This is a genomic window from Mucilaginibacter sp. SG538B, assembly GCF_013376065.1.
Classification (GTDB): domain Bacteria; phylum Bacteroidota; class Bacteroidia; order Sphingobacteriales; family Sphingobacteriaceae; genus Mucilaginibacter; species Mucilaginibacter rubeus.
On sequence record NZ_JABMJI010000003.1, the window covers coordinates 588611 to 610509 of the forward strand.

20 protein-coding genes are annotated in these 21899 nt (G+C 42.3%); 13 read left to right on the forward strand and 7 right to left on the reverse strand.

The genetic code is table 11. The annotated features are described in order from the left end of the window. Nucleotides 1-73: 73 nt before the first annotated feature. Nucleotides 74-2884 carry a prolyl oligopeptidase family serine peptidase gene (locus tag FHW88_RS18445; RefSeq protein WP_176627450.1) on the forward strand — a complete coding sequence of 937 codons (2811 nt, stop codon included), beginning with the start codon at nt 74-76 and terminating at the stop codon, nt 2882-2884. 47 nt (nt 2885-2931) lie between these two features. Here FHW88_RS18445 and FHW88_RS18450 read toward each other — a convergent pair whose 3' ends face one another. Together FHW88_RS18450 and FHW88_RS18455 are read right to left on the reverse strand one after the other, a co-directional pair. Continuing rightward, a complete protein-coding gene (locus tag FHW88_RS18450) occupies nt 2932-3648 on the reverse strand; it encodes a ZIP family metal transporter (RefSeq protein ID WP_176627451.1) in 717 nt (238 codons plus the stop codon). Further along, complete coding sequence (locus FHW88_RS18455) at nt 3648-4211, reverse strand: phosphatase PAP2 family protein (RefSeq protein ID WP_176627452.1); 564 nt, start codon at nt 4209-4211, stop codon at nt 3648-3650. The genes FHW88_RS18450 and FHW88_RS18455 overlap by 1 nt, the downstream gene beginning before the upstream one ends. 265 nt (nt 4212-4476) lie before the next feature. Between FHW88_RS18455 and glmM the strand changes: the two genes are divergently transcribed. Next, nucleotides 4477-5868, forward strand: coding sequence for a phosphoglucosamine mutase (glmM, locus tag FHW88_RS18460; RefSeq protein WP_176627453.1), 1392 nt, complete (start codon nt 4477-4479; stop codon nt 5866-5868). Between the two features lie 120 nt (nt 5869-5988). After that, a complete protein-coding gene (locus FHW88_RS18465) occupies nt 5989-7125 on the forward strand; it encodes a cysteine desulfurase family protein (RefSeq protein ID WP_176627454.1) in 1137 nt (378 codons plus the stop codon). Nucleotides 7126-7251: 126 nt separating this feature from the next. Here the strand turns inward: FHW88_RS18465 and FHW88_RS18470 are convergent, their stop codons facing one another. Together FHW88_RS18470 and rpoN are read right to left on the reverse strand one after the other, a co-directional pair. Beyond that, nucleotides 7252-7551, reverse strand: a complete 300-nt coding sequence (locus FHW88_RS18470) for a GIY-YIG nuclease family protein (protein WP_176627455.1) — start codon at nt 7549-7551, stop codon at nt 7252-7254. Between the two features lie 237 nt (nt 7552-7788). Further along, entirely contained in the window at nt 7789-9264 is a 1476-nt protein-coding gene (gene rpoN / locus FHW88_RS18475) for an RNA polymerase factor sigma-54 (protein WP_090527066.1), read from the reverse strand. 176 nt (nt 9265-9440) lie between these two features. Here rpoN and mscL point away from each other — a divergent pair, with 176 nt between their 5' ends. Continuing rightward, complete coding sequence (gene mscL, locus FHW88_RS18480; RefSeq protein ID WP_090527064.1) at nt 9441-9845, forward strand: large-conductance mechanosensitive channel protein MscL; 405 nt, start codon at nt 9441-9443, stop codon at nt 9843-9845. A 189-nt stretch (nt 9846-10034) separates the two neighbouring features. Here the strand turns inward: mscL and FHW88_RS18485 are convergent, their stop codons facing one another. Further along, entirely contained in the window at nt 10035-10913 is an 879-nt protein-coding gene (locus FHW88_RS18485) for a ChaN family lipoprotein (protein WP_176627456.1), read from the reverse strand. A gap of 389 nt (nt 10914-11302) precedes the next feature. Here FHW88_RS18485 and rpmH point away from each other — a divergent pair, with 389 nt between their 5' ends. The 4 genes from rpmH (at nt 11303) to tsaB (ending at nt 12900) form a co-directional block, all read left to right on the forward strand. Next, complete coding sequence (gene rpmH / locus FHW88_RS18490; RefSeq protein WP_083878950.1) at nt 11303-11461, forward strand: 50S ribosomal protein L34; 159 nt, start codon at nt 11303-11305, stop codon at nt 11459-11461. Nucleotides 11462-11537: 76 nt separating this feature from the next. Beyond that, nucleotides 11538-11942, forward strand: a complete 405-nt coding sequence (locus tag FHW88_RS18495; protein ID WP_090527060.1) for a ribonuclease P protein component — start codon at nt 11538-11540, stop codon at nt 11940-11942. A gap of 13 nt (nt 11943-11955) precedes the next feature. Then, nucleotides 11956-12198, forward strand: a complete 243-nt coding sequence (yidD, locus tag FHW88_RS18500) for a membrane protein insertion efficiency factor YidD (protein ID WP_176627457.1) — start codon at nt 11956-11958, stop codon at nt 12196-12198. Nucleotides 12199-12207: 9 nt separating this feature from the next. Next, nucleotides 12208-12900 carry a tRNA (adenosine(37)-N6)-threonylcarbamoyltransferase complex dimerization subunit type 1 TsaB gene (tsaB, locus tag FHW88_RS18505; RefSeq protein ID WP_176627458.1) on the forward strand — a complete coding sequence of 231 codons (693 nt, stop codon included), beginning with the start codon at nt 12208-12210 and terminating at the stop codon, nt 12898-12900. On the opposite strand, the gene FHW88_RS18510 is transcribed toward tsaB, so the two are convergent. Continuing rightward, nucleotides 12897-14348: a DUF5723 family protein gene (locus FHW88_RS18510; RefSeq protein ID WP_176627459.1), complete on the reverse strand. Its 1452-nt coding sequence runs from the start codon at nt 14346-14348 to the stop codon at nt 12897-12899. The genes tsaB and FHW88_RS18510 overlap by 4 nt on opposite strands. A gap of 133 nt (nt 14349-14481) precedes the next feature. After that, nucleotides 14482-16071, reverse strand: a complete 1590-nt coding sequence (locus FHW88_RS18515) for a hypothetical protein (RefSeq protein WP_176627460.1) — start codon at nt 16069-16071, stop codon at nt 14482-14484. Between the two features lie 86 nt (nt 16072-16157). Here FHW88_RS18515 and FHW88_RS18520 point away from each other — a divergent pair, with 86 nt between their 5' ends. The 5 genes from FHW88_RS18520 to FHW88_RS18540 all read left to right on the forward strand — a co-directional run bounded on the left by FHW88_RS18520 (nt 16158) and on the right by FHW88_RS18540 (nt 21848). Next, complete coding sequence (locus FHW88_RS18520) at nt 16158-16547, forward strand: DUF423 domain-containing protein (protein ID WP_090527050.1); 390 nt, start codon at nt 16158-16160, stop codon at nt 16545-16547. 6 nt (nt 16548-16553) lie between these two features. After that, on the forward strand, nt 16554-19043 hold the full coding sequence (gene priA / locus FHW88_RS18525) for a primosomal protein N' (protein ID WP_176627461.1): 2490 nt from the start codon (nt 16554-16556) through the stop codon (nt 19041-19043). A gap of 61 nt (nt 19044-19104) precedes the next feature. Continuing rightward, nucleotides 19105-19887 (forward strand): helix-turn-helix transcriptional regulator, encoded by a 783-nt coding sequence (locus FHW88_RS18530; protein ID WP_176627462.1) that lies wholly within the window; start codon nt 19105-19107, stop codon nt 19885-19887. Between the two features lie 58 nt (nt 19888-19945). Continuing rightward, on the forward strand, nt 19946-20260 hold the full coding sequence (locus FHW88_RS18535) for an antibiotic biosynthesis monooxygenase (protein WP_176627463.1): 315 nt from the start codon (nt 19946-19948) through the stop codon (nt 20258-20260). 142 nt (nt 20261-20402) lie between these two features. Beyond that, a complete protein-coding gene (locus tag FHW88_RS18540; protein ID WP_176627464.1) occupies nt 20403-21848 on the forward strand; it encodes an arginine deiminase family protein in 1446 nt (481 codons plus the stop codon). Nucleotides 21849-21899: the final 51 nt, after the last annotated feature.

The following is a 21899-nucleotide window of genomic DNA, read 5'->3' on the forward strand; positions in this document are numbered from 1 at the left end:
ATTGTAACTTTACAGTAACTAATTTCTTTTAACCATAAGTTTTCAGCATATTTAGGTTTGACATCTTTCCTGTATGCGTAAACTTTTACTGTCAGCCTGCCTGTTATTAGCTATTGGGGTTCATGTATCTGCTCAAAAAAAAGCTAAAAAACCTTTAGATCATACTGTGTTTGATGGATGGCAAAGTATAACAGGCCAACGCATCAGCAATGATGGTAAATGGATAGGTTACGTCATAAAGCCGCAACAGGGCGATGCCGAACTGATTATAAAAGACGCCAGGAACGCTACTTTGGTAAAAATTCCGAGAGCTGACACAATTAAGATAAGCAGCGATTCAAAATTTGCTGTATGCCTTATCCGTCCGTTTTATAAGGATACCAGGCAGGCCAAAATAAAGAAGAAAAAACAATCGGATTTCCCTAAAGATACTTTAGGTATAATTACTTTAGGATCATCATCCGTAAGGAAAGTCCCGGCCATCCGTTCATTTAAAATAGCCGAAGATGCAGCTGTTATAGCCTACCTGGCAACGGCCGATACGCTTAAAAAACCAGCACCAGGCGATACCTCAAAAAAAGCTGTGGCTGCAACTGTTGCCCCGCCTACGCTTGAAGGTGCAGACCTAACTGTTAAAAAATTAAAAACCGGCATCGCACGAACTTTTAAATATGTGACCGAATACCAGGTCAGCAAAAACGGCAAATGGGTAACGTTTGCTGTTACAGCCCCGATAAAACAAAAAGAGACTGTATCCGGTCTGTATCTATTTGATTTGGAAAAAAACTCGGTCAAACGGCTAAGCACCGGCAGGGGTAATTACCATAACATCAGTATTGATGATGCCGGGCGCCAGGTAGCTTTTACTGCCGAGAAAAATCCGGAAAAGGCATTGGTAAAACCATTTAAGCTTTATTACTACAACACTGCAAAAGATAGCGCGGAAGTTATTGCCGCTGTCGGATCTGCAGGCATACCCAATAACTGGGCGGTAAGCGGCGATGGCAAAGTAAGCTTTAGCAAAAGCGGCAATAGCCTTTTCTTTGGCACTGCACCTATCCCCAAACCTGCCGATACCACCCTTGCTGATTTTGAGGTAGCCAAGCTGGATATCTGGAACTACAAAGATGATTACCTGCAGCCCCAGCAGCTCAAAAACCTGCAAACCGAGTTGAAGCGTAGCTATCTTGCAGTGATAAAACCTGAAGAAACGAATGCCAAAATTATTCAATTAGGTAGCAAGGCCATTCCCGAAATATTAACTGCCGAAAATAAAGATGCCCGCTATGTTTTAGGGCTTACAGATACCGGCGCCCGTGTATCGGCCCAGTGGGAAGGCAGTACCAGGCAACAAGCCATTTTAATTGATACCCGGAGCGGCAATCACAGGTTTATTAATGCCTCTTTGGGCCGTTATTATATCTCTCCGCAGGGCAATTATGTACTATGGTTTGATGCTAAAGATCAGGCATGGTACCGCTATACTATTGCTACAGGGCAAAAAATAAACCTGAGCAAAGCAACCGGCACTAAAATGGGCGACGAACTGAACGATGTGCCCGGCTATCCTTCAGCTTACGGCGTGGCAGGCTGGGCGGCTGGCGACAAGGCCGTATTTATTTACGACAGGTATGATATCTGGCGTTTTGACCCGGCAACGGGCGACGCGTTTAACTTCACCAAAGGCATCGGGCGCAAAAACAAACTGATCATGAGGTATGATCAAACCGATCCGGAGCAAAAATTCATCCCCCTGAAAGAGCCGATGTGGCTGTTAACTCAAAACGAAGAAACCAGGCAATGGGGATATTTCAGGAAGTTTCCCGAGACTAACAATCTGCCCGAAAAAGTGACCATGGCCCCAATGAGTTATGATAACCTGCTGAAAGCTAAAAATGCCGATGCTTACATCTACACCAAGGCAAGCTATAAACAGTCGCCTGATTTGTACTTTTCATCTGATCTGAAAAAAGAGCTTAAGCTAAGCAATATCAACCCGCAGCAAAGTGAATATAACTGGGGCACTGCCGAACTTGTGAGGTGGATGACACCTAAAGGCTATCAGTCGCAAGGGATCCTGTATAAGCCTGAAGACTTTGACCCGGCCAAAAAGTACCCGATGATAGTTTATTTTTATGAGAGACTTTCTGACGGGCTTTTTAACTATATAGCACCTGCTCCTACCCCTTCCCGCCTGCCTATCTCATTTTTTGTGAGCAACGGTTATCTTGTGTTCGCACCTGACATCAGCTATCAAACCGGCCATCCGGGGGCATCTGCGGTCGAGTTTGTAAATTCAGGTGTTGAGGCTTTAAAGAAAAACACATGGGTTGATGCTGCACATATTGGCTTACAGGGCCAGAGCTGGGGTGGTTACCAGGTGGCTTACCTCATTACCCAAACCAATATGTATGCCGCAGCCTGGGCAGGCGCCCCGGTAGCTAACATGACTTCGGCCTATGGAGGGATCCGTTGGGAATCGGGCCTGAACAGGCAATTTCAGTACGAAAAATCACAAAGCCGCATTGGCGCCACGCTTTGGGAAAAGCCCGAGCTGTATATCGAAAACTCGCCCTTGTTCCAGTTGCCCAAAGTAAAAACACCGGTAACGATCATGAGCAATGACGCCGACGGCGCTGTGCCATGGTACCAGGGGATTGAAATGTTTACAGCTTTACGCCGTTTAGGTAAACCTGTTTGGTTACTGCAATACAATGGCGAGGCTCATAACCTGGTACTGCGCCAAAACCGCAAAGATATTACTATACGTGAGCAGCAATTCTTCGATCACTTTTTAAAAGGCGCGCCAATGCCGGTTTGGATGGATAAGGGAGTACCTGCGGTTGATAAAGGGAAAGACTGGGGCCTGGAGCTGGAAAAATAAAAGTTTATATAGAAATTAATTTCACATAAAGTAACAGCATGAATAATCTATAGCTCCTTCAAAAAGCCCAGCAGCGCAATGGTCACACCGGCCAATACCGCCATCATTTTACGCATATTGAAACGGTGATCAGCACTCGATTCAAAAAGGATGGTAGTGGAGATATGCAGGAAGATGCCGATAACAACGCCCATGATCCTGTTAAAATAATGCTGCAGGTTACCGATGTTTCCGCTGCTTAACGCATCGCTGAAAAAATAACCTGCCGGTGCCATTACCGCGAATACCGCCACAAAAAGTATGGTTTTGTTTTTGCCTTGTTTGTTTGTGAGCAACACTGTAGCCAGTGCGAAGGCCGCCGGGATATGGTGCAAGGCAATCCCGTAAACTAATTGGTCCTGGTTGCCCTGGGCAAGCGGCATTCCCTCCAAAAAAGCATGCAGGCAAAGGCTTGCCATGATACCAATCGGGAAAACTGCCAGATCATGCGGGTGTTTGTGCATGTGGCCATGCTCAATCCCGTCAGAAAATTGTTCAAGCACAATCTGGAACAGGAAGCCGACCAAGATGAATACGCCAACATAGTTATCATTACCATGATAGGCATCAGGAATCAGGTGCAAAACGGTAATACCAAACAGGTAAGCTCCACTAAACGACAGTACCAGCTTCAGTGTTTTGTGGTTATCGCCCTTAAATAAAAATACAGAAGTACCGCCAAAAAAGGCAGCAAAAAAAAGCAGCAGAATTTTCCAATATCCCATTAAAAGGCAGGTTGTAATTTTTTAAACAATAATGAAAACAGCCATCCAACAAAGGTCCCATATAAAGCGCCGCACAATACATCTACCGGGAAATGCACCCCCACGTATACCTGTGCAAAGCAAATGCTGCCTGCCCAAGGTATCGCCCAAAGCCATACCCACCTCCATTTTCTGAAAAACACAAAGCTAAGGAATATCGCCATGGCAAAATGATCGGTGGCGTGGGTTGATGGAAAACTGTACCCGCTACCACAAGGCACACGGCTGATGTCGGTTGCAGATACAACCGGATCACGGCAAGGGCGAAGCCGCTGAATATTGTGCTTGATAATAACCCCGCTGGTGAAATCAGCAATGCCCGCCGATGCCGCCAGCAGCATTATAATAATAGCGCCTGTTTTTTTATATCGCCATAAACAAAAAATAATGATGAAAATATACAGCGGGATCCAGAATTTGGGGTTACGCAACAAGGGCATGATCCAGTCGAAAAAAGAATTGGACAGGTCATGATTAATGAAATAAAATAAATGCCGGTCGAGGTTTAAAAGATAGTCGGGCATTGTTTTTTACTATAGGTGTTTGTTTGCTGTAATTTCCAAAGTTATCAAATAGCTTAAAAAATCCTTTAAATTTTAATACTTAGCAGCAGCATTATCCCGTTAAGCATAAAATAATGCGCAGGGATGACAATTGAAACCACTCTGCATCGTACTAAAAAACAATAAATTAGCCGTAACCTTATATGCAAGCGTTTGCGTAAATCCTTAAAACAATATCATTTGTAGCTTATATTTTTTACTTTTACCACACCAAAAACTTCGCATTTTGACATTAATAAAATCTATTTCAGGAATACGCGGCACCATAGGCGGTGCTGTTGGCGATGGTTTAACACCGCTTGATATTGTAAAATTCACTTCGGCCTACGGATCATGGGCTGTAAAAAAATCAGGGATTAAAAAGATTGTAGTAGGCCGTGATGCCCGTTTATCGGGTACTATGGTAAACAATCTTGTTATTGGCACACTGCAGGGTTTGGGGATTGATGTTATTGATCTTGGTTTATCAACTACGCCGACTGTTGAGGTTGCCGTTACCGGCGAGCAGGCAGCGGGTGGTATCATCCTTACCGCAAGCCATAACCCAAAACAATGGAACGCCCTTAAATTGCTCAATGCAAACGGGGAGTTCATCAGTGATGCCGATGGCAAAGAAGTGCTAACAATTGCCGAATACAGCGACTTTAATTATGCTGATGTAAACGATCTGGGTAAAGTTACTCATGATGATACCTGGCTTCAAAAACACATCGACCTTGTACTGGCCTTGCCGCTGGTTGATGTTGAGGCTATAAAGAAAGCCAACTTTAAAGTGGTAATAGATTGTGTTAACTCAACAGGCGGTATTTTTGTACCGGCCTTGCTGAAAGCTTTAGGCGTTGAAACCGTTCACGAACTGTATTGTGAGCCGGATGGCAATTTCCCGCATAATCCTGAGCCGCTTCCCGAAAACCTGATAGCTTTATCAAAAGAGGTTGTGGGTAAACGTGCCGATTTGGGTATTGCTGTTGATCCGGATGTGGACCGCCTTTGCTTTGTTTGCGAAGATGGTAACATGTTTGGCGAAGAATATACGCTGGTTGCCGTAGCCGACTATGTTTTGAAAAACAATGTGGGCAACACGGTATCTAACCTGTCATCAACCCGTGCGCTGCGCGACGTAACTGAAAAAGTAGGCGGCGAATACCATGCGGCTGCGGTTGGGGAGGTTAACGTGGTTAACAAAATGAAAGAAGTTAACGCTGTTATTGGCGGCGAAGGTAATGGCGGGGTTATCTACCCTGAGTTACATTACGGTCGTGACGCTTTAGTTGGTATCGCGTTGTTTTTAACTCATCTGGCTAAATATGGTAAGTCGGTTTCAAGTTTGCGTGCGTCATATCCGGGTTATTTTATTTCAAAAAACAAGATCACGTTAACGCCCGAAATGGACATAGACGCCCTTTTGGCGAAAGTTGAAGAAAAATACATCAAGCAGCCCCACTCAACAATTGATGGCCTGAAAATAGAATTTGATAAAGAATGGGTACATTTGCGGAGGTCAAACACCGAGCCCATTATCAGGATCTACTCTGAAGGCAATTCTGAAACCGTGGCAAACGGTTTGGCCAATAAGATCATCATCGATATTAAGGAGATCTTACAACTGAAAGGTTAATTTTACCGGTATTAAAAATAGCAGGCAACCGGCGGTAAATACCGTTGGTTGCCTGCTTATATATAATTACCGGGCATGTGTTTTGATTTACTGATCCATTAATTTATAAATTTTAAAAAAATGCGCGTTTATTTTGATAATGCCGCCACTACACCGCTTGATCCTGATGTAATGAAGGAGATGTATAAGGTGATGGAAAGCCAGTTTGGTAATCCGTCGTCAATACATGCCCACGGCAGGGAAGCCCGTACTTTAATTGAGCGTTCGCGGAAAACGATTGCCGGTTTACTGCACACCTCGCCCGCCGAAATCTTTTTTACATCAAGCGGTACGGAGGCCGATAATACGGCTATCAGGTGCGGGATCATTGATCACAAAATCACCCATGCTATCACCAGCCCTACCGAGCATCACGCAGTGCTCCACACGCTGGAAGCAATGGAAAAATCGGGCATTATTAAATTGAGCCTGGTAAACATAAACAGCAAGGGCGTTATTGATTATGATCATCTGGAAACATTATTGAAAGAAAATGAACGCAGTTTTGTTTCATTAATGCATGCCAATAACGAAATAGGCACCCTATCAGACATGGAACGTATTGGTGACCTGTGCGAAACATACAATGCCATTTATCATTGTGATACTGTGCAAACCATGGGCCATTACCAGCATGACCTGAGCAAGCTTAAAGCTCACTTTGTGGTATGTGCCGGTCATAAATTGCATGGCCCTAAGGGAGTGGGTTTCCTGCATATCAATCATAAAATCAAAATAAAACCATTTATTTACGGTGGCGCCCAGGAACGCAACATGCGCGGCGGTACCGAAAATATTTATGGTATAGCTGGTTTGGCCAAAGCGCTTGAACTTGCTTACGACGAAATGGAACAGCACCAAAACCACATTCAGGGCTTAAAATCATACATGATGGAGCAACTGGTTGCTAACGTACCCGGTGTAAGCTTTAACGGCGAAACCGACCCCGAAAAAAGTTTATATACAGTATTGAACGTGGCTTTCCCCGAGATGGAAATGAGCGATATGCTGCTGTTTAATCTTGATATTGCCGGTATTTCTGCTTCGGGCGGCAGTGCCTGCAGTTCGGGCAGCGATATTGGTTCTCACGTGTTAACTGCTATCGGGGCCAGCTCTTCAAGGCCATCGGTTAGGTTCTCGTTCTCAAAGTATAATACAAAAGAAGAAGTTGATTTTGTAGTAGCTAAAGTTCGCGAGCTTTGTGCTGTGAATGTGTAAACTTTGAAAGTACTGATATTATAAACGCCTTAAGGACTCTGTTCTTAGGGCGTTTATATTAAAAGACGTCATTGCGAGGTACGAAGCAATCCCCAACTGTACAGGGTCGCTTCGAAAATCAGTTAGTTATTCTTTTGTTAAATCTTCATACAGATCTTTCCATTCAGGATTCAATTGATTTATAAGATCAACTTTCATCTGTCTATTTCCACCTTTTAGGGCCTTTTCAGCAGCAATAGCCTCTTCGATATGGGAATAGAAAATATAATACACCAATTTATTACAGTTGTATTTAGCAGTAAAGCTTTGGGGATAAGTTTTGTTCTTGTGATCCCAGATCCTGCCGATGATATCTGATGTAACCCCCGTATATAATACTGAATGCGTTTTATTTGTGACGATGTAAGTACATCCGCCGCGTTGCATAACCATTTTATAAATATATTCTTTAATCTTTTGCTAACGCGAAAAAAGTATAATTTCTCTGCCAATTAGGGATTGCTTCGTGCCTCGCAATGACGTGGTGGAGAATGGCTTTGATAGTTTTTTTGTAAATTGGGATTACTTCGTGCCTTATAATGTCGTGATTACAAGGTGTTGATTATCAAATATATTTTTTACACATCATTGCGAGTAACAGATGTCTTTTGAAGAATCTCTAATCTACAACTCCTTCCTTAACCTTGCCACCGGGATGTTCATTTGTTCGCGGTATTTGGCTACGGTACGGCGGGCTATGTTGTAGCCGGCATCTTTAAGAATCTCGGTCAATTTTTCATCAGCAAGCGGATGACGCTTATCTTCTTTGCCGATATGCTCTTCCAAAATCTTTTTAACCTCTTTATTGGATACTTCCTCGCCGCTCTCGGTTTGGATGGCTTCAGAGAAGAAAGATTTCAGCAGGAAGGTACCAAACTCGGTTTGTACATACTTGGAGTTGGCTACACGGGATACCGTTGAAATATCCATGCCAATCCTGTCGGCAATGTCTTTCAGGATCATCGGCTTCAGATTTTTATCATCACCGGTAAGGAAAAACTCATACTGGTACTGCATAATGGCATTCATGGTTTTGAGCAGCGTTTGCTGGCGCTGTTTAATGGCATCAATAAACCATTTGGCCGAATCAAGCTTTTGCTTTACAAATTGCACTGCTTCCTTCAGTTTTTTATCCTTTTGGGAAGCCTTGTCATAATGCTGAAACATTTCCTGGTATGAGCGGCTTACTCTAAGTTCGGGGGCGTTTTTTGAATTGAGGGTAAGGATGAGCACACCATCATTGTTAGTGATATGAAAATCAGGGATCACCTGCATTTGCTTGGTGTTGATTTCGTTTGAATCGCCGGGTTTGGGATTGAGTTTCAAGATCTCATTGACCACCGCACGCAACTCAACGGAGTTCATATTCAATGATTTTTCAAGCTTATCGTAATGTTTGCGGGTAAACTCATCCAAATAATGTTCAACAACCTGTATCGCTTTTTTGATGATAGGGTCGTTTGCATCTTTTTTGCGAAGCTGGATCAGCAGGCATTCCTGTAAGCTGCGCGCGCCCACACCGGGAGGGTCAAAGCCCTGGATCACCCTGAGCATCTCTTCTACTTCGTCATCCTCAGCCAATACATTTTGTGAAAATGCAAGGTCGTCGGTTAGCGACATGATGGGGCGGCGCAGATAGCCGTCGTCATCAAGGCTGCCTATGATCTGCTTGCCGATCATGAAATCTTTATCACTCAAAGGAAGCAGGTCTAACTGGGCTTGCAGGCTTTCAAAAAATGAGCTTTGCACAGCAATGGGGATCTCTTTACGCTCATCCTCATCGTCACCATTTTGATCATAGCGCGATCCGTAATCATTTACGTTGTCTTCCTGCAGATAGTCGTCAATATTAAATTCATCCATCTCGCCCTTTTCCTCGTCATTGTTATAATTATCTTCGTCGGGGTCGCGGTCAGGATATTGTTCTTCGGGTTCGTTTAGGTTGGTAAGGCTCAGATCTTCAAGTGCGGGGTTTTCTTCCAGTTCTTCTTTTATCCGGGTATCAAGCGAAACAGTAGGCACCTGCAGCAATTTTATAAATTGTATTTGCTGGGGCGAAAGTTTTTGTAAAAGTTTTTGTTGAAGGTTCTGTTTAAGCATAATTAAGATGTAGCCAAAAATACATCAAATTAATATTAACTAAAAATTACTTGAGGTATCTGCTTTAAAGTTGTTAAATGTTTTAGGCATGCCAATTGTTTTAGCGCTATCAAAAAAACTATATGAATTGATAGTTTATGTAATATTATTAACTTTAAGTAACCAAACTTTAATTTATGGCAATAGTAAAAGAGTTCAAAGAATTTGCAATGCGGGGCAACGTGGTTGACCTTGCTGTAGGTGTTATCATTGGCGCTGCTTTTGGTAAAATTGTTACCTCGCTGGTTGCAGATATTATTATGCCGCCTATTGGCATGGCAACCGGGGGTATTGATTTTAAAGATTTAAAGTATGTACTTAAGCCAGCTGTTGATAAAACACCCGAAACCGCAATTAATTACGGTTTATTTATCAATAATGTAATTGATTTTTTGATCGTTGCTTTTTGTATCTTTTTAATTGTTAAGGGTATCAACTCATTGAAGAAAAAAGAAGAAGCAGCCCCTGCAGCACCACCTGAACCAACTAAAGAAGAAGTTTTACTTACAGAAATCCGCGATTTACTGGCTAAGAAAGCTTAAGTAATTTAGTTCGTAGTTGATGGTTCATAGTTCATGGATCATGGTTCATAGTCGCTGGACCATGGATCATAGTTCATGGTTTTTGTGCTATATGGCTATGTATGAACCATCAACTATTTCTTAACTATCAATCATGGTTACCAAATTTTATGGTTCGCGGTTTTTCTTAATAGCTATGAACCATCGACACTAAAAACTTTTCGGCAGCTTAGGATCAGTTAAAATGATATAGTCGGCCATGCCGACTAATTTGCTCCAGTCGGGCTTGTCAAAACTATCATCCATATAGGTTGCTATGTTAAGCACACGTAATTTGGGTGCGTATTTTTTAAGCTGAGCTACCGCGCCCAGTTTTTCTTCACTGTGAAAGCCGCCGTTAAGCTGCAATACTTTAAAACCGGAATGGTTTTTCAGGAATTTCGCTATCGACCAGCCCATCGTAGCATCCCAAAGGTTTTGCGATTGGTAAATCTGCATGCCCGGCATTGAGGCATGACCTCCCATTATTTTAGCAAATTTATCATAATAAGCTCCGGTAGCGGTATCAATTGGCAGTGGTGCAAGATAGCTTTTAGCCTGGGCATCAAGCTGCTTTAAAGCGTCAAGTCCACCGCGTGTAACCATGTTAGTATAGCGGGTTGGGGCGTTGGCTGCTATTACCGGCAGATGATTGGATTTGGCAAGTTCAATAAGCGGTTTGTAATCCTTATAATTTGGCCAGGTACGCGCATCTGTTACCAGATTTCTTTCGCGAATAAGCCCCGCGAGATATTCATTCAGCACCAGCTGACAGTCAGTTTGAAACATCTCCATGGAAAGCGCTGTTTTCTGCGGATATTTTTCCGAAAGCTTTTTGAACAAGCTAAATTCCAGGTAGTGCGCTGTTGAATCATTATGCTCTTCGCCAAAGAAAATCACGTCGGCATTGGCCATATCATTAACAATATCGTCGGGCGTGATAGTCTTTTGCGCGGATGTGCTGTAAATTTTATAATGTGTTGCAGGTAGCTCCTGCGCTATGGTAACGGCCGATAGAAATATGAATATTACGGAAAGGATTAATTTCATTTGTTAGGATAAGCTGTTGAATTTACACTTTGTTAAGTTAATGATTCGGACCTGTTTATTCAGCTTTTTTTAATAAATGCACACTTCGCGAGTGCACATTGTTGCAAAATCTGAATCTGTAACAAATAATTAATGTTAAATTTAACTTTTTATTTAATTTGATTTGGAATGATAGCTTGCCGCTGTTATTTAGTTCAGATAATGAACAGGATTTCGAATTTAATTATTGCGCGTACAATTAGTTTTCCGAAAAAAGAGCCGCTGATTTACAGCCGCCGGGCGGCGGTACACATGTTATTATAAATAAGAAAAATAGTGTTTGAATTATTAAATAAAATAACTACATTTGCGCTCTTGTTTTAAAAAGACGAATAGAATAAAATATAGCCATGAAAAGAACGTTTCAGCCTTCTCAAAGAAAAAGAAGAAATAAACACGGTTTCCGTGAACGCATGTCAACTGCTAACGGTAGGAGAGTATTAGCAGCCAGAAGAGCTAAAGGCAGAAAAAGGTTAACTGTTTCTGACGAAGGCAGGCACAAAGCATAATTGAGGTTGCCCTACCCTATTTATAAGGGTTTGGAACCGCTTATCTGCTTTATCCTTCGGTTCAAAAATGGCAACTATGTATACTTTTAAAAAAGAAGAACGGTTATGTAACAAGAGGCTTATTGACAAGCTTTTTCATAACGGTTCTTCTTTTTTATGTTATCCCTTCCGGGTATCCTGGCTTGTCAATCCCGAGCCACAGCCCTATCCTGCGCAAATTCTTTTTTCCGTTCCTAAAAAGCGTTATAAGCACGCTGTCGACCGTAATTTGGTAAAACGACTGATGCGCGAAGCGTACAGGCTCCACAAACAGCAGCATCTTTATGATATTTTGCAGCAAGCGGATAAAAAGATCATTGTTTCGGTAGGCTATGTAGGCAAAGAAATTGAACCATACCTTTTCATCGAAAAAAAAATGCTGAGGATGCTTGCCCAGCTTTCCGGTGAGTTAACTGCTGCAATACCCGTCACAGCTAATTAACATGAATGGGCTTATGGATACAATCGCCAGGTTTTTAAAAGCATTAGTTGGGAGAGTTTTCATCATCCTGATCAAATTTTACCAATATTTTATATCGCCGCTTTCGGCTGCATCATGCCGGTATACACCCACCTGCTCGCAGTACGGTGTTGAAGCTATCAGGAAGTATGGTGCTTTTAAAGGTGGTTGGTTAACCATAAAGCGCATTGCCAGCTGTAATCCCTGGGGTGGCCATGGGCATGATCCGGTACCATAAATTTATAATATGAGCCTCATACTTCAAATAGAAACAGCAACAACATCCTGCTCGGTAGCACTTGCCCGCGATGGCAAGGTTTTGGGCTTTAAGCAAATAAATATCCGTAATATCCATGCTGAAGTTATTACTTTATATATCGATGATTTGCTGAATAACTCGGGATTAACTTATAACGAGCTTGATGCTATTGCTGTAAGCAGCGGTCCGGGGTCATACACCGGTTTACGGATAGGTGTATCTACCGCCAAAGGATTGTGCTTCGCCCTTGATAAGCCTTTGATAGCAATTGAAACGCTTGAGGCTATGGCTTATGGCGTTATTAACAGCCTGGGGGATGCTGCTGATGGTAATATGCTGTTATGCCCGATGATAGATGCCCGCCGGATGGAGGTTTACACAGCATTATTTGATGCTGCCGGCAACAGAGTGCGTGAAACAGCTGCTGATATTATAGAAGAAAACAGCTTTGCCAACTATTTGAAAGATCATCAAATCCTGTTTTTTGGTGATGGTGCCGAAAAATGCAAAGGTGTTTTAAGTGCAAGCCCGAATGCCTTGTTTTTGGATGATTTTGTAAACTCGGCAACATATCTTACCCAAAAAGCATCTCAAAAATTTGCTGATGGCGCATTTGAAGATGTAGCTTATTACGAGCCTTACTACCTTAAGGATTTTATAGCCGGGAAAAAAGCGCTTTAATTATTGGTTTTAAAAATACGGCCAAACAAGCGGCCCAAAAACCCTTTTTCGCCCATGGGGATATAGCTGGAATTCATGGGATGTTCAATTACCCGTCCAAATTTCAATGAAAAGCCCAGGAAAATATCCGCCCCGCTATAGTTGCCTACCCTATTTATTTGATTGGTATTATTCAAAGCGGCCAGAGTAAGGCGGCCTGTATTTAGTAAGCGTTCGGAACCTATAAAAAATTCGACATTAGGGGATTTTACCATAATTTGTGCGCCGAGATTAAATAATTTATAATCGTCATAAGTGGCCGTTAAGGTAGCTATCAGGTTGTTTTTCTGTACCGAGTTAACCATTGCTCCGGTGAAACCGGAAAAGAACATTTCTTTTTGGGCTACAACTGTTGGGAAATATCTGTATGTTTTTTCATCATCAAGCCAATAGCTTTTGGATACGCTCAATTCGGCTTTGGCATTGGTTTTTGTGTTAAATGAAGTAACCATTCCGTTGCCCCTGACCAATTCATATACAGCGTTATATATATTCTCATCACGATGCTGGGATGTAATATCTGTTATATTTGTTGTGTTATTAAAATCAGTAATGGTTGAGCGCTTGTTCCAGTGAATAAAGCCAAGATCTTTTATATTACCTTGTATCAGGATCCCATCCTCTGTTCGGTAAGTTGCACCCATTGATATCGCCGCACCTGGGTTGCGAAACGTTGGTAAAAAGTCACGCCCATCCAGTCTGCCGGGCACATAGCTCCTGTAATACCGTCCCCTCATATAAACGTCGGCATTGTCATTGTCAGGATTTGCCGGGTCCCGGTTAATCTGCAGGCTCGACTCCTCCACATCTATTTTGTTATATTGAACACCAGACAGGTAGCTCAGCTTAAAGCCTAAGGAGAGTTGTTTATTAACCTGCTCCCGGTAGATATAACTTAACTGGTCATACATCTGCATCCTATAATGGTTGTTGAATATATTATCATAATTATCACGCGCAAAATTTGACGGTCCATCAAGAAAAGCTATAGACTCATCGGTGACCAGGCCTTTACCTTCTACTTTGGTTTGGGCCGAAAAGCCCATTTCAACATTGCCGTTTAAACTGGTGAAAAGTTTAACCATTACCGCATATGCATTGGCGTTTACATTGAAATGATTTAAAGCATTTTGACCGATGCGCAGTGATGAGGTATTATAATAAGAAGGGCTTGCAAATGCGCGGCTTTTTAGCGGCCGTTGTATATCGCCGGTTATATAGAAATTAGCATTAAAATTCGGGATTAAAAAATTGAAAGCTATTTCCCGGCTCGAATCGGGGATAAAGGCTCTTTGTGAAGGGTTTTCAAATGAATCATAAAGGGTGCCGGTGTTATATTGCGAAAACTGTTGAGCCGATACACATAAAGAAGAAAAGATTAAAAAAAGAATAATAAAGATCTTGTTCATATTATAGCTCACATACCTTTACTCTGAGACTATCTGAAAGATAACACAAAGTGATACAGGTAAATTTATTACAAATTTCTGATTGTATTGTTTTACGAAATTGATTGGGTATTGTTTGTAACACACAATAAATTTATTTTTTCACAGTACTTGTATCCGGCATATTCAGGCGCATACAAAAATTGGTATAAAAGTTTTTGTCGGATGCGGTGAGCTGGAAGGCAGCACCATAATAATTTTTCCAACCGGGGTCGCTGTTTTCAAAAGCATCGTAAAAGGGCCTTTTTAAATCGCGCTTTAATACAGGCTGCATGTTTTTAAAGTTAATAAAAAAGGCCACATTGCTCCTTTCGGCCAGCAAATTATCAAACTGGGTATACTGATCGGTTTTGCCTATGAATTTGCGGTTGAAGTAGGTGTCGTTATAACTTTCTAACTCGGATACCGACGTGGCAAGTATGAGATAATTATCAATGATCATAAAGTAAGGTTTCCGAAAAATGCTGAATGCATCACCCAATAAAAAGAAAGGCAGTTTTTCATAATTAAACTGGCCAACTTTATCAGTAACCATATTACTGATGTTCATCATCACCGGAAAAAGCTTTGAACCATCTTTAACAGAAATGATGGCAAATTTTTCAAAGTACCGCGTGGTAACTATCGCGAACTCGTTACCGAGCAGCTTTTCAAACTCAGGTTTTACAAACAGCCCTGCTTCTGATTTTACCTTGTTCAAAAGTTCATTCTTTTCCCTGCCCACTCCCGCTTTATCATGCCATTGTGAAAGGTCGGCCTCAAACTTTTTAGGATCTGAAACGGCGAAGCTTGTGCTGTAGGCAGTTGTAGCCGGGAAAATATCTTTTAAATGATTCTCGACAGGTTGCTGGGCCGAAAAAATGTTTAAATAACTGGTTGCATTATTTCGTTTAGTGGTGAACCCGTTAAACATCAAAGCATCGCTTTTATAATTTAAGTTTAATGCCGCATAGGCCGGCAGCATTCTAAAGCCCTTAAAAAGATCGGTAGTTTTATTAAGGAACAGCTGATCAAAAAACGGGTTAAGCTGGTTGTAATTAATATAAAGATTGGCAAGTGAATTGGCGTTTTGCTGCTCAGGCAACGGTACAAAGCCATTATGGCCTTTATCCTGCTGGTAGATGGCGCTATGATCAACCAAATCTTTTGAAAAACTGCCCGAAAATATATTGTCGCCGGTTTTAATGAGGTAAAAATGTTTGTTGAGCGGCTTGACGTATATATTATAACCCTGGCTTGCCGCTATTTGCATAGGTGCTATTTGTAAAGCGCTTTTGGCATTGCCTGTTAAATGATTAAACATGGTTGCCGAAAAAGCTTTTGATGCCGAAGTGGTTACGAGCAAGTCTATATTATCATTATTTGCAGGATGAAGGGAAACGAAAATATTTTGCCCTGTAAAAAATTGATCAAGCTGTGAAGAGGCAATAAGCAACTTGCGTAAGGTGTCAAGTTCATGTAATTTGCCGGGGCCAACAAAAGTGCTCAAGAGCTGGTTGCCGGCAAAAATATCATAAAATCCCTTTTCATTACCAAACTCAAATACCGCCACCGCATTATCAGGAATAGCGCGCATAACCTGCCCGGTACGCACTCCCGGCGGACTTAAATTTTTAAAATATAACACCGTTACCAGCACGGTAGCTATAATCAAAAATATAGTGGTTACTATCAGTCGTTTCATAGCAGGGGGCGTGCAGCAAATATAGAATTTTACCCCACGGCGTTAAAGTAATACTTTCAATTGGTTAACTTAGCTTTTTATATCGCATGAACAAACAAATAATTATTACCGCTTCGTTTTTAGGTATGCTGGCCGTTATCACCGGCGCTTTTGGAGCCCACGGTTTAAAAGCGTTGCTTGCCCCCGCCCAGCTTGAGGTTTGGCATACTGCTGTACAATACAACTTCTATCATGTATTTGCTTTGCTTTTTTTAGCAGTTTTTGCGCGGGAAAAGAGCGGGGGCTTAATATCAGCAGCTTACTATCTGTTCACTTTCGGCATTATATTTTTTTCAGGCTCGCTGTACCTGTTATCATGTCGCGATCTGCTTGGCTGGAACTGGCTTATAGCCATGGGGCCAATTACACCCATTGGTGGTTTGTTGTTCATTTTGGGCTGGCTGATGCTGGCATTAGCTGCTATCCGCAACAAATAATAAACAATGTTAGAGTTTGCAGAAATTGAACATACCGACCGTGAAACACTCTTTGCCGAAGTGATTTTGCCATTGGCTATTTCAAAAAACTACACCTACCGGGTTCCTTATGAGCAAAATGATGCTATTGCTATTGGCAAAAGAGTGGTGGTGCAGTTCGGCAAAAGCAAGCTTTATACAGCCATCGTTAAAGAGATAGGGAAACTGGCGCCCGAAAAGTACGAAGCAAAATATATCATCGAGATCCTGGATGACCGCCCGGTTGTAACTCCTAAGCAGCTCGAATTTTGGCAGTGGCTGGCAGATTACTATATGTGCAACATAGGCGAAGTTATGAACGCCGCGCTGCCATCGGCATTGAAGCTGGCCAGCGAAACCCGCATCATGCTTAACCGGGAATATGAGATAGATAAAGCCACGCTTCACGATAAAGAGTTTTTAATTGTTGAAGCCCTCGAAATTCAACCGGAGCTTACCATAAGCGATATTACCAAGCTTTTGGGACAGAAAACTGTAATGCCGATATTGAAGCTGATGTTTGAAAAAAACATCATCAACATATCCGAAGAAGTAAACGAACGTTATAAGCCCCGCAAACGCACTTTTATTACACTTAACCCGGTTTATAATAACCAGGATAATCTGCGGGAGCTATTCCCGATATTGGAAAAGCGCGCGCCTAAACAGGCCGATGCCCTATTAGCTTACATCAAGCTTTCCCGTCATCAAAAAAACATCACCAAAAACGAACTTATTGAAGAGAGCGGTGCAGGTGAATCAAGCATTAAATCGCTCATTGAAAAAGAGATCTTCTTTTCGGAAGACAGGAACGTTAGCCGCCTGCATTTTGAGGAAGAAGGAGAAGAAGGCAACAACTTTGAATTGAGCGAACAGCAAACGGAGGTACTTCAAAGTATCCGCGGGCAGTTTAAAGAAAAAGATGTAACGCTGTTGCATGGCGTAACCTCATCAGGCAAAACACAATTATATGTAAGGCTGATAGAAGAGATTGTACGCAGCGGCAGACAGGTACTTTACCTTTTGCCTGAAATAGCCCTAACAACACATATTATTGAAAGGTTGCGGATGTATTTTGGTGCTGATATCGGCGTTTATCATTCGCGTTTTAATGACAATGAGCGGGTTGAGGTTTGGCAGAAAGTTTTAAGCGGAGAGTATAAGATTGTGCTCGGCGCGCGGTCATCCGTGTTTTTACCTTTTGCCGATCTGGGATTGATCATCGTTGATGAAGAACACGAAACATCATATAAGCAATTTGATCCGACGCCGCGCTACAACGCACGCGACACCTCGATTTTTTTGGCTAACATGCACCAGGGTAAAGTGCTTTTGGGTTCGGCCACGCCATCCTTTGAAAGCTACTATAACGCCCGCACTCACAAATACGGTTTTGCAGAGCTCACCGAACGCTTTGGCGGCGTTGAGCTGCCCGATGTGCAGGTGGTGAGCATCGCTCACGAAACCAAACAAAAAACTATCCAGTCGCACTTTACCAGCGTACTGATGGAAGGCATCAAGCAGGCGCTTGAAAATAAAGAGCAGGTGATTTTATTCCAAAACCGCCGCGGATATGCCCCCATCCTGATGTGCAAAGTATGTGCTTATACTCCAAAATGTATCAACTGCGATGTAAGCCTTACTTATCATAAAAGCAGCGGCAAACTGCATTGCCACTACTGCGGTTACAAGGAAGATACGCCATCCATATGCCCCGCCTGCGGATCTACCCATTTAGAATATAAAGGCTTCGGTACCGAAAAAATCGAAGACGAACTGAGCGTTTTATTGCCCGAAGCCCGGATTGCCCGGATGGACCTTGATACTACGCGATCACGGAATTCCCTGCAAACTATCCTCAACGATCTGGAAGAGAAAAGGATAGATATATTGGTTGGCACCCAGATGGTGGCCAAAGGGCTTGATTTTTCAGATGTGACACTTATTGGTATTATTAATGCTGATAGCCTGCTGAAATTCCCTGACTATAGGGCAAATGAGCGTGGTTATCAACTACTTGCACAGGTAAGCGGCAGGGCCGGCCGCCGGGGTAAGCAAGGCAAAGTAGTAGTGCAAACCTATGATATTTATCACCGGGTGTTGAAGCAGGTGATTGATAACAACTACGCCGATCTTTATTTTACCGAGATGGAAGAGCGGAAAAGCTTTAAATACCCCCCCTTCTACCGGATCATTAACCTCGATATCAAGCATAAAAATCCCGATGTGCTCCATAACCAGGCAGAGTACCTTGGCGCACGGCTCCGGGAGCATTTTGGCGAGCGCGTGATTGGCCCGGAGCAGCCGCTCATTAGCAGGATCCGCAATTATTACATTAAAAGCATTATGCTCAAATTTGAGAAGGATGGGATCTCTATCATAAAAGCAAAAACTGTTTTAAGGGATGTGATCACTCAGTATTATACAACCAAACTTAGCACGGGCAGTATTGTACAGCCCGACGTTGATCCGTATTGATACAATCTTGAGTCGTGCCGGGCGGGAATTTTCTGATTAACAAATTCTGTATCTTAGTTAAATGCATATTGAACGCTTTACGCCCGGCGAATTACTAAAGCCTTTTATACGGCAATACGTTTTTATCGAGACTGCAAATGATCTGGTTAATCGTATTTTGCCCGATACATCACTGGTAATGGCGTTCAGGTACGGTGGCAAGATCAGCGATATTACCGAGGCACATAGCGGTAAACTTCCCTCTTCTTTGATCACCGGCTTAAAAAAATCGCCCAGGCTAATTAATTACGCATCAGGCACAGGCAATATGTTGGTTTTATTTAAAGCAGCCGGCGCGACAGCGTTTTTCAAAAATCCGCTTCATGAATTGTTTGAAACAACTCTGCCGCTTGATAACTTTATTGACCGGTGTAAATTAGCGTTAATTGAAGAACAACTGGCAGAAGCTGCCAATAATCAGCAACGGGTAATCATCACCGAACAATTTCTGCTTAAACATATTGAAAGCCACAAACAGGACCAGTTGATCATATCTGCCCTGCAAAAGATCCACTTATCAAAAGGCATGATCAAAATTAAGGACCTTGCCGATACTCATTATATAAGCCAGGATGCATTTGAAAAACGCTTCAGGCGAGTGGTTGGTACTTCGCCAAAGCAGTTTTCCAATATTATTAAGATCAGGTCGATAGTTGATAGTAAACCTAAAAACGGTTCGCTCAGCCAGGTAGCTTTAGAAGCCGGGTACTTTGATCAGCCGCATTTCAATAAGGAATTTAAACTGTTTACAGGGTTACCCCCTACCGATTTCTTTAAAAATACCGCAAGCCTGGTAAATCAATGATTTTTTACAAGTATTGAGCTTCCATTATCCCGATTTTTGAAGAAAAACAAGGATAATCATGAAACAGATATTTATAGATCAATTTATTGTTCCCGCAACAGCTCAACATGAATTTAAAGAACGCATGAAAGTCAACAGGGATTTTATTAAAAAACTTGAGGGCTTTATTGAAGACAGGGCTTTTGAACGTTATGATGAGCAAGGCAACCTCATTTGCATTACAACTGCCATTTGGCAAAACGAACATGTTTTGCAAAAGGCTAAAGAAGCAGTGCGGCAGCTATATCAGCAACAGGGCTTTGATATGAAGGCGATGTTGCAAAGGCTAAAGGTAAGCATGGAAAGGAACACTTACCGGGAGATTGCCGATTAGAAACCAGCAACATATAATCAACACATAAAACGTTTTATATTGAATTAAAAGAACAGGCAAATATTACCCGGCCTAATTTTGCCGGGTAAGCCCGTTTTGTAATTTAATTTCTGATAGATTTGTGTTACGATTATAGTGTTTTATGACAATAACCAACTCCGATTTTAAAATAGATGTAACCTCCGAAATTGGCACACTCCGCACTTTGCTTATTCATAGTCCGGATAGCGGTTTGGGCAAAGTTGTGCCTTCAAAGGCGCAGGACTGGCTTTTTGAAGATATAATTCACCTGGATACGGTACGCAGGAATGAATATGATTACTACGTAAAGCTGTTGCTCTATTTTCTTGACCCGGATAAAATAAAAGGCAAGCTGCATCAAATTGATGATGAAAGTACGCACCGTTCGTTTTTTAAACCCGATAATGCAGGCTTCCATTCATCAGATAAGGTTATCGAGATCCAAACCCTGTTGGCCGATATTTTACAGCAGCCGGATATCCGTAAAAAACTTGTAGCTTCTGTATGCGCGGTTGAAAGCTGCAATTACCGTTTACAACAGCAGCTTACCGATACCGACCCGATTGAGCTGGCCAAGATCTTTATTTCGGGCTCGTTAACAACTGAAGAAATGATCTTTGCCCCTATCCCCAACCTTATTTTTTCGAGGGATCTGGGTATAGCAGTGAATAATCATATGCTGCTCAACAAGCCGGCAAAGAAAGCCCGTTTCCGCGAAACTTTGCTGATGCGTTACATATTTTTCAATCATCCGCTGTTTGAGGCTTATCGCGATAATATTTTGGAGATTCCTGAAACCGCGCAGCATTTTTTACGCCCGGGCGAAGACGCGGAAGGCCGCACAACTTTAGAAGGCGGCGATGTGATGATGGTTAGTCCTGATCATTTAGTGATTGGCTGCAGCGAGCGGACATCTGTCAGCGGGGCTAATGAAGCTATCAGGCTGTTGTTTGAGCACGATGTAGTGAAGAAGGTAACCATCGTAAAAATCCCAAACAAGCGTGATTATATGCATATAGATACTGTATTCACACAGGTAAAACGCGATACCTGGGTGTTGCTCCGCTCGCTTGCGGTGGCCGAAGCCCCCATTGAAGAACGGGAGCCGATATCATGGTTTGCCGATAAAAAACAAAAAGAACGGGCGGAAATTGTACAGTTTGAAAAAGATGAAAAACCAAGGCTATTTGGTTGTATTGAGGACCTGCTTTCCGACATCAGCGAGAACGATCTCAAAAGCGGTGTAAAAACAAAATTTATTTACTCGGGCAACAACACCTTTCCCTTTGATGCCCGTGAACAATGGACAGACTCCTGCAACCTGCTTGCCCTAAAAGAAGGCGTTGTTGTTGGATATGATCGGAATGATAAAACTGTAGAGGCTTTTAAAGAAGGCGGTTTTAATGTGATCCGGGTAGCCGAACTGCTTCAAAAATTTGAGAATAATGAACTTGACCCGCAAAGTTTGACTGATACGCTGATATTAATGCCTTCAGCCGAACTTTCCCGTGCCCGCGGTGGTTTCCATTGCATGAGCATGCCGGTATTCAGGGACACTGTAATTTAATTTATCATTGAGTCATCTGTTCATTAAGTCATTGCTTTGCATGATTTAAAA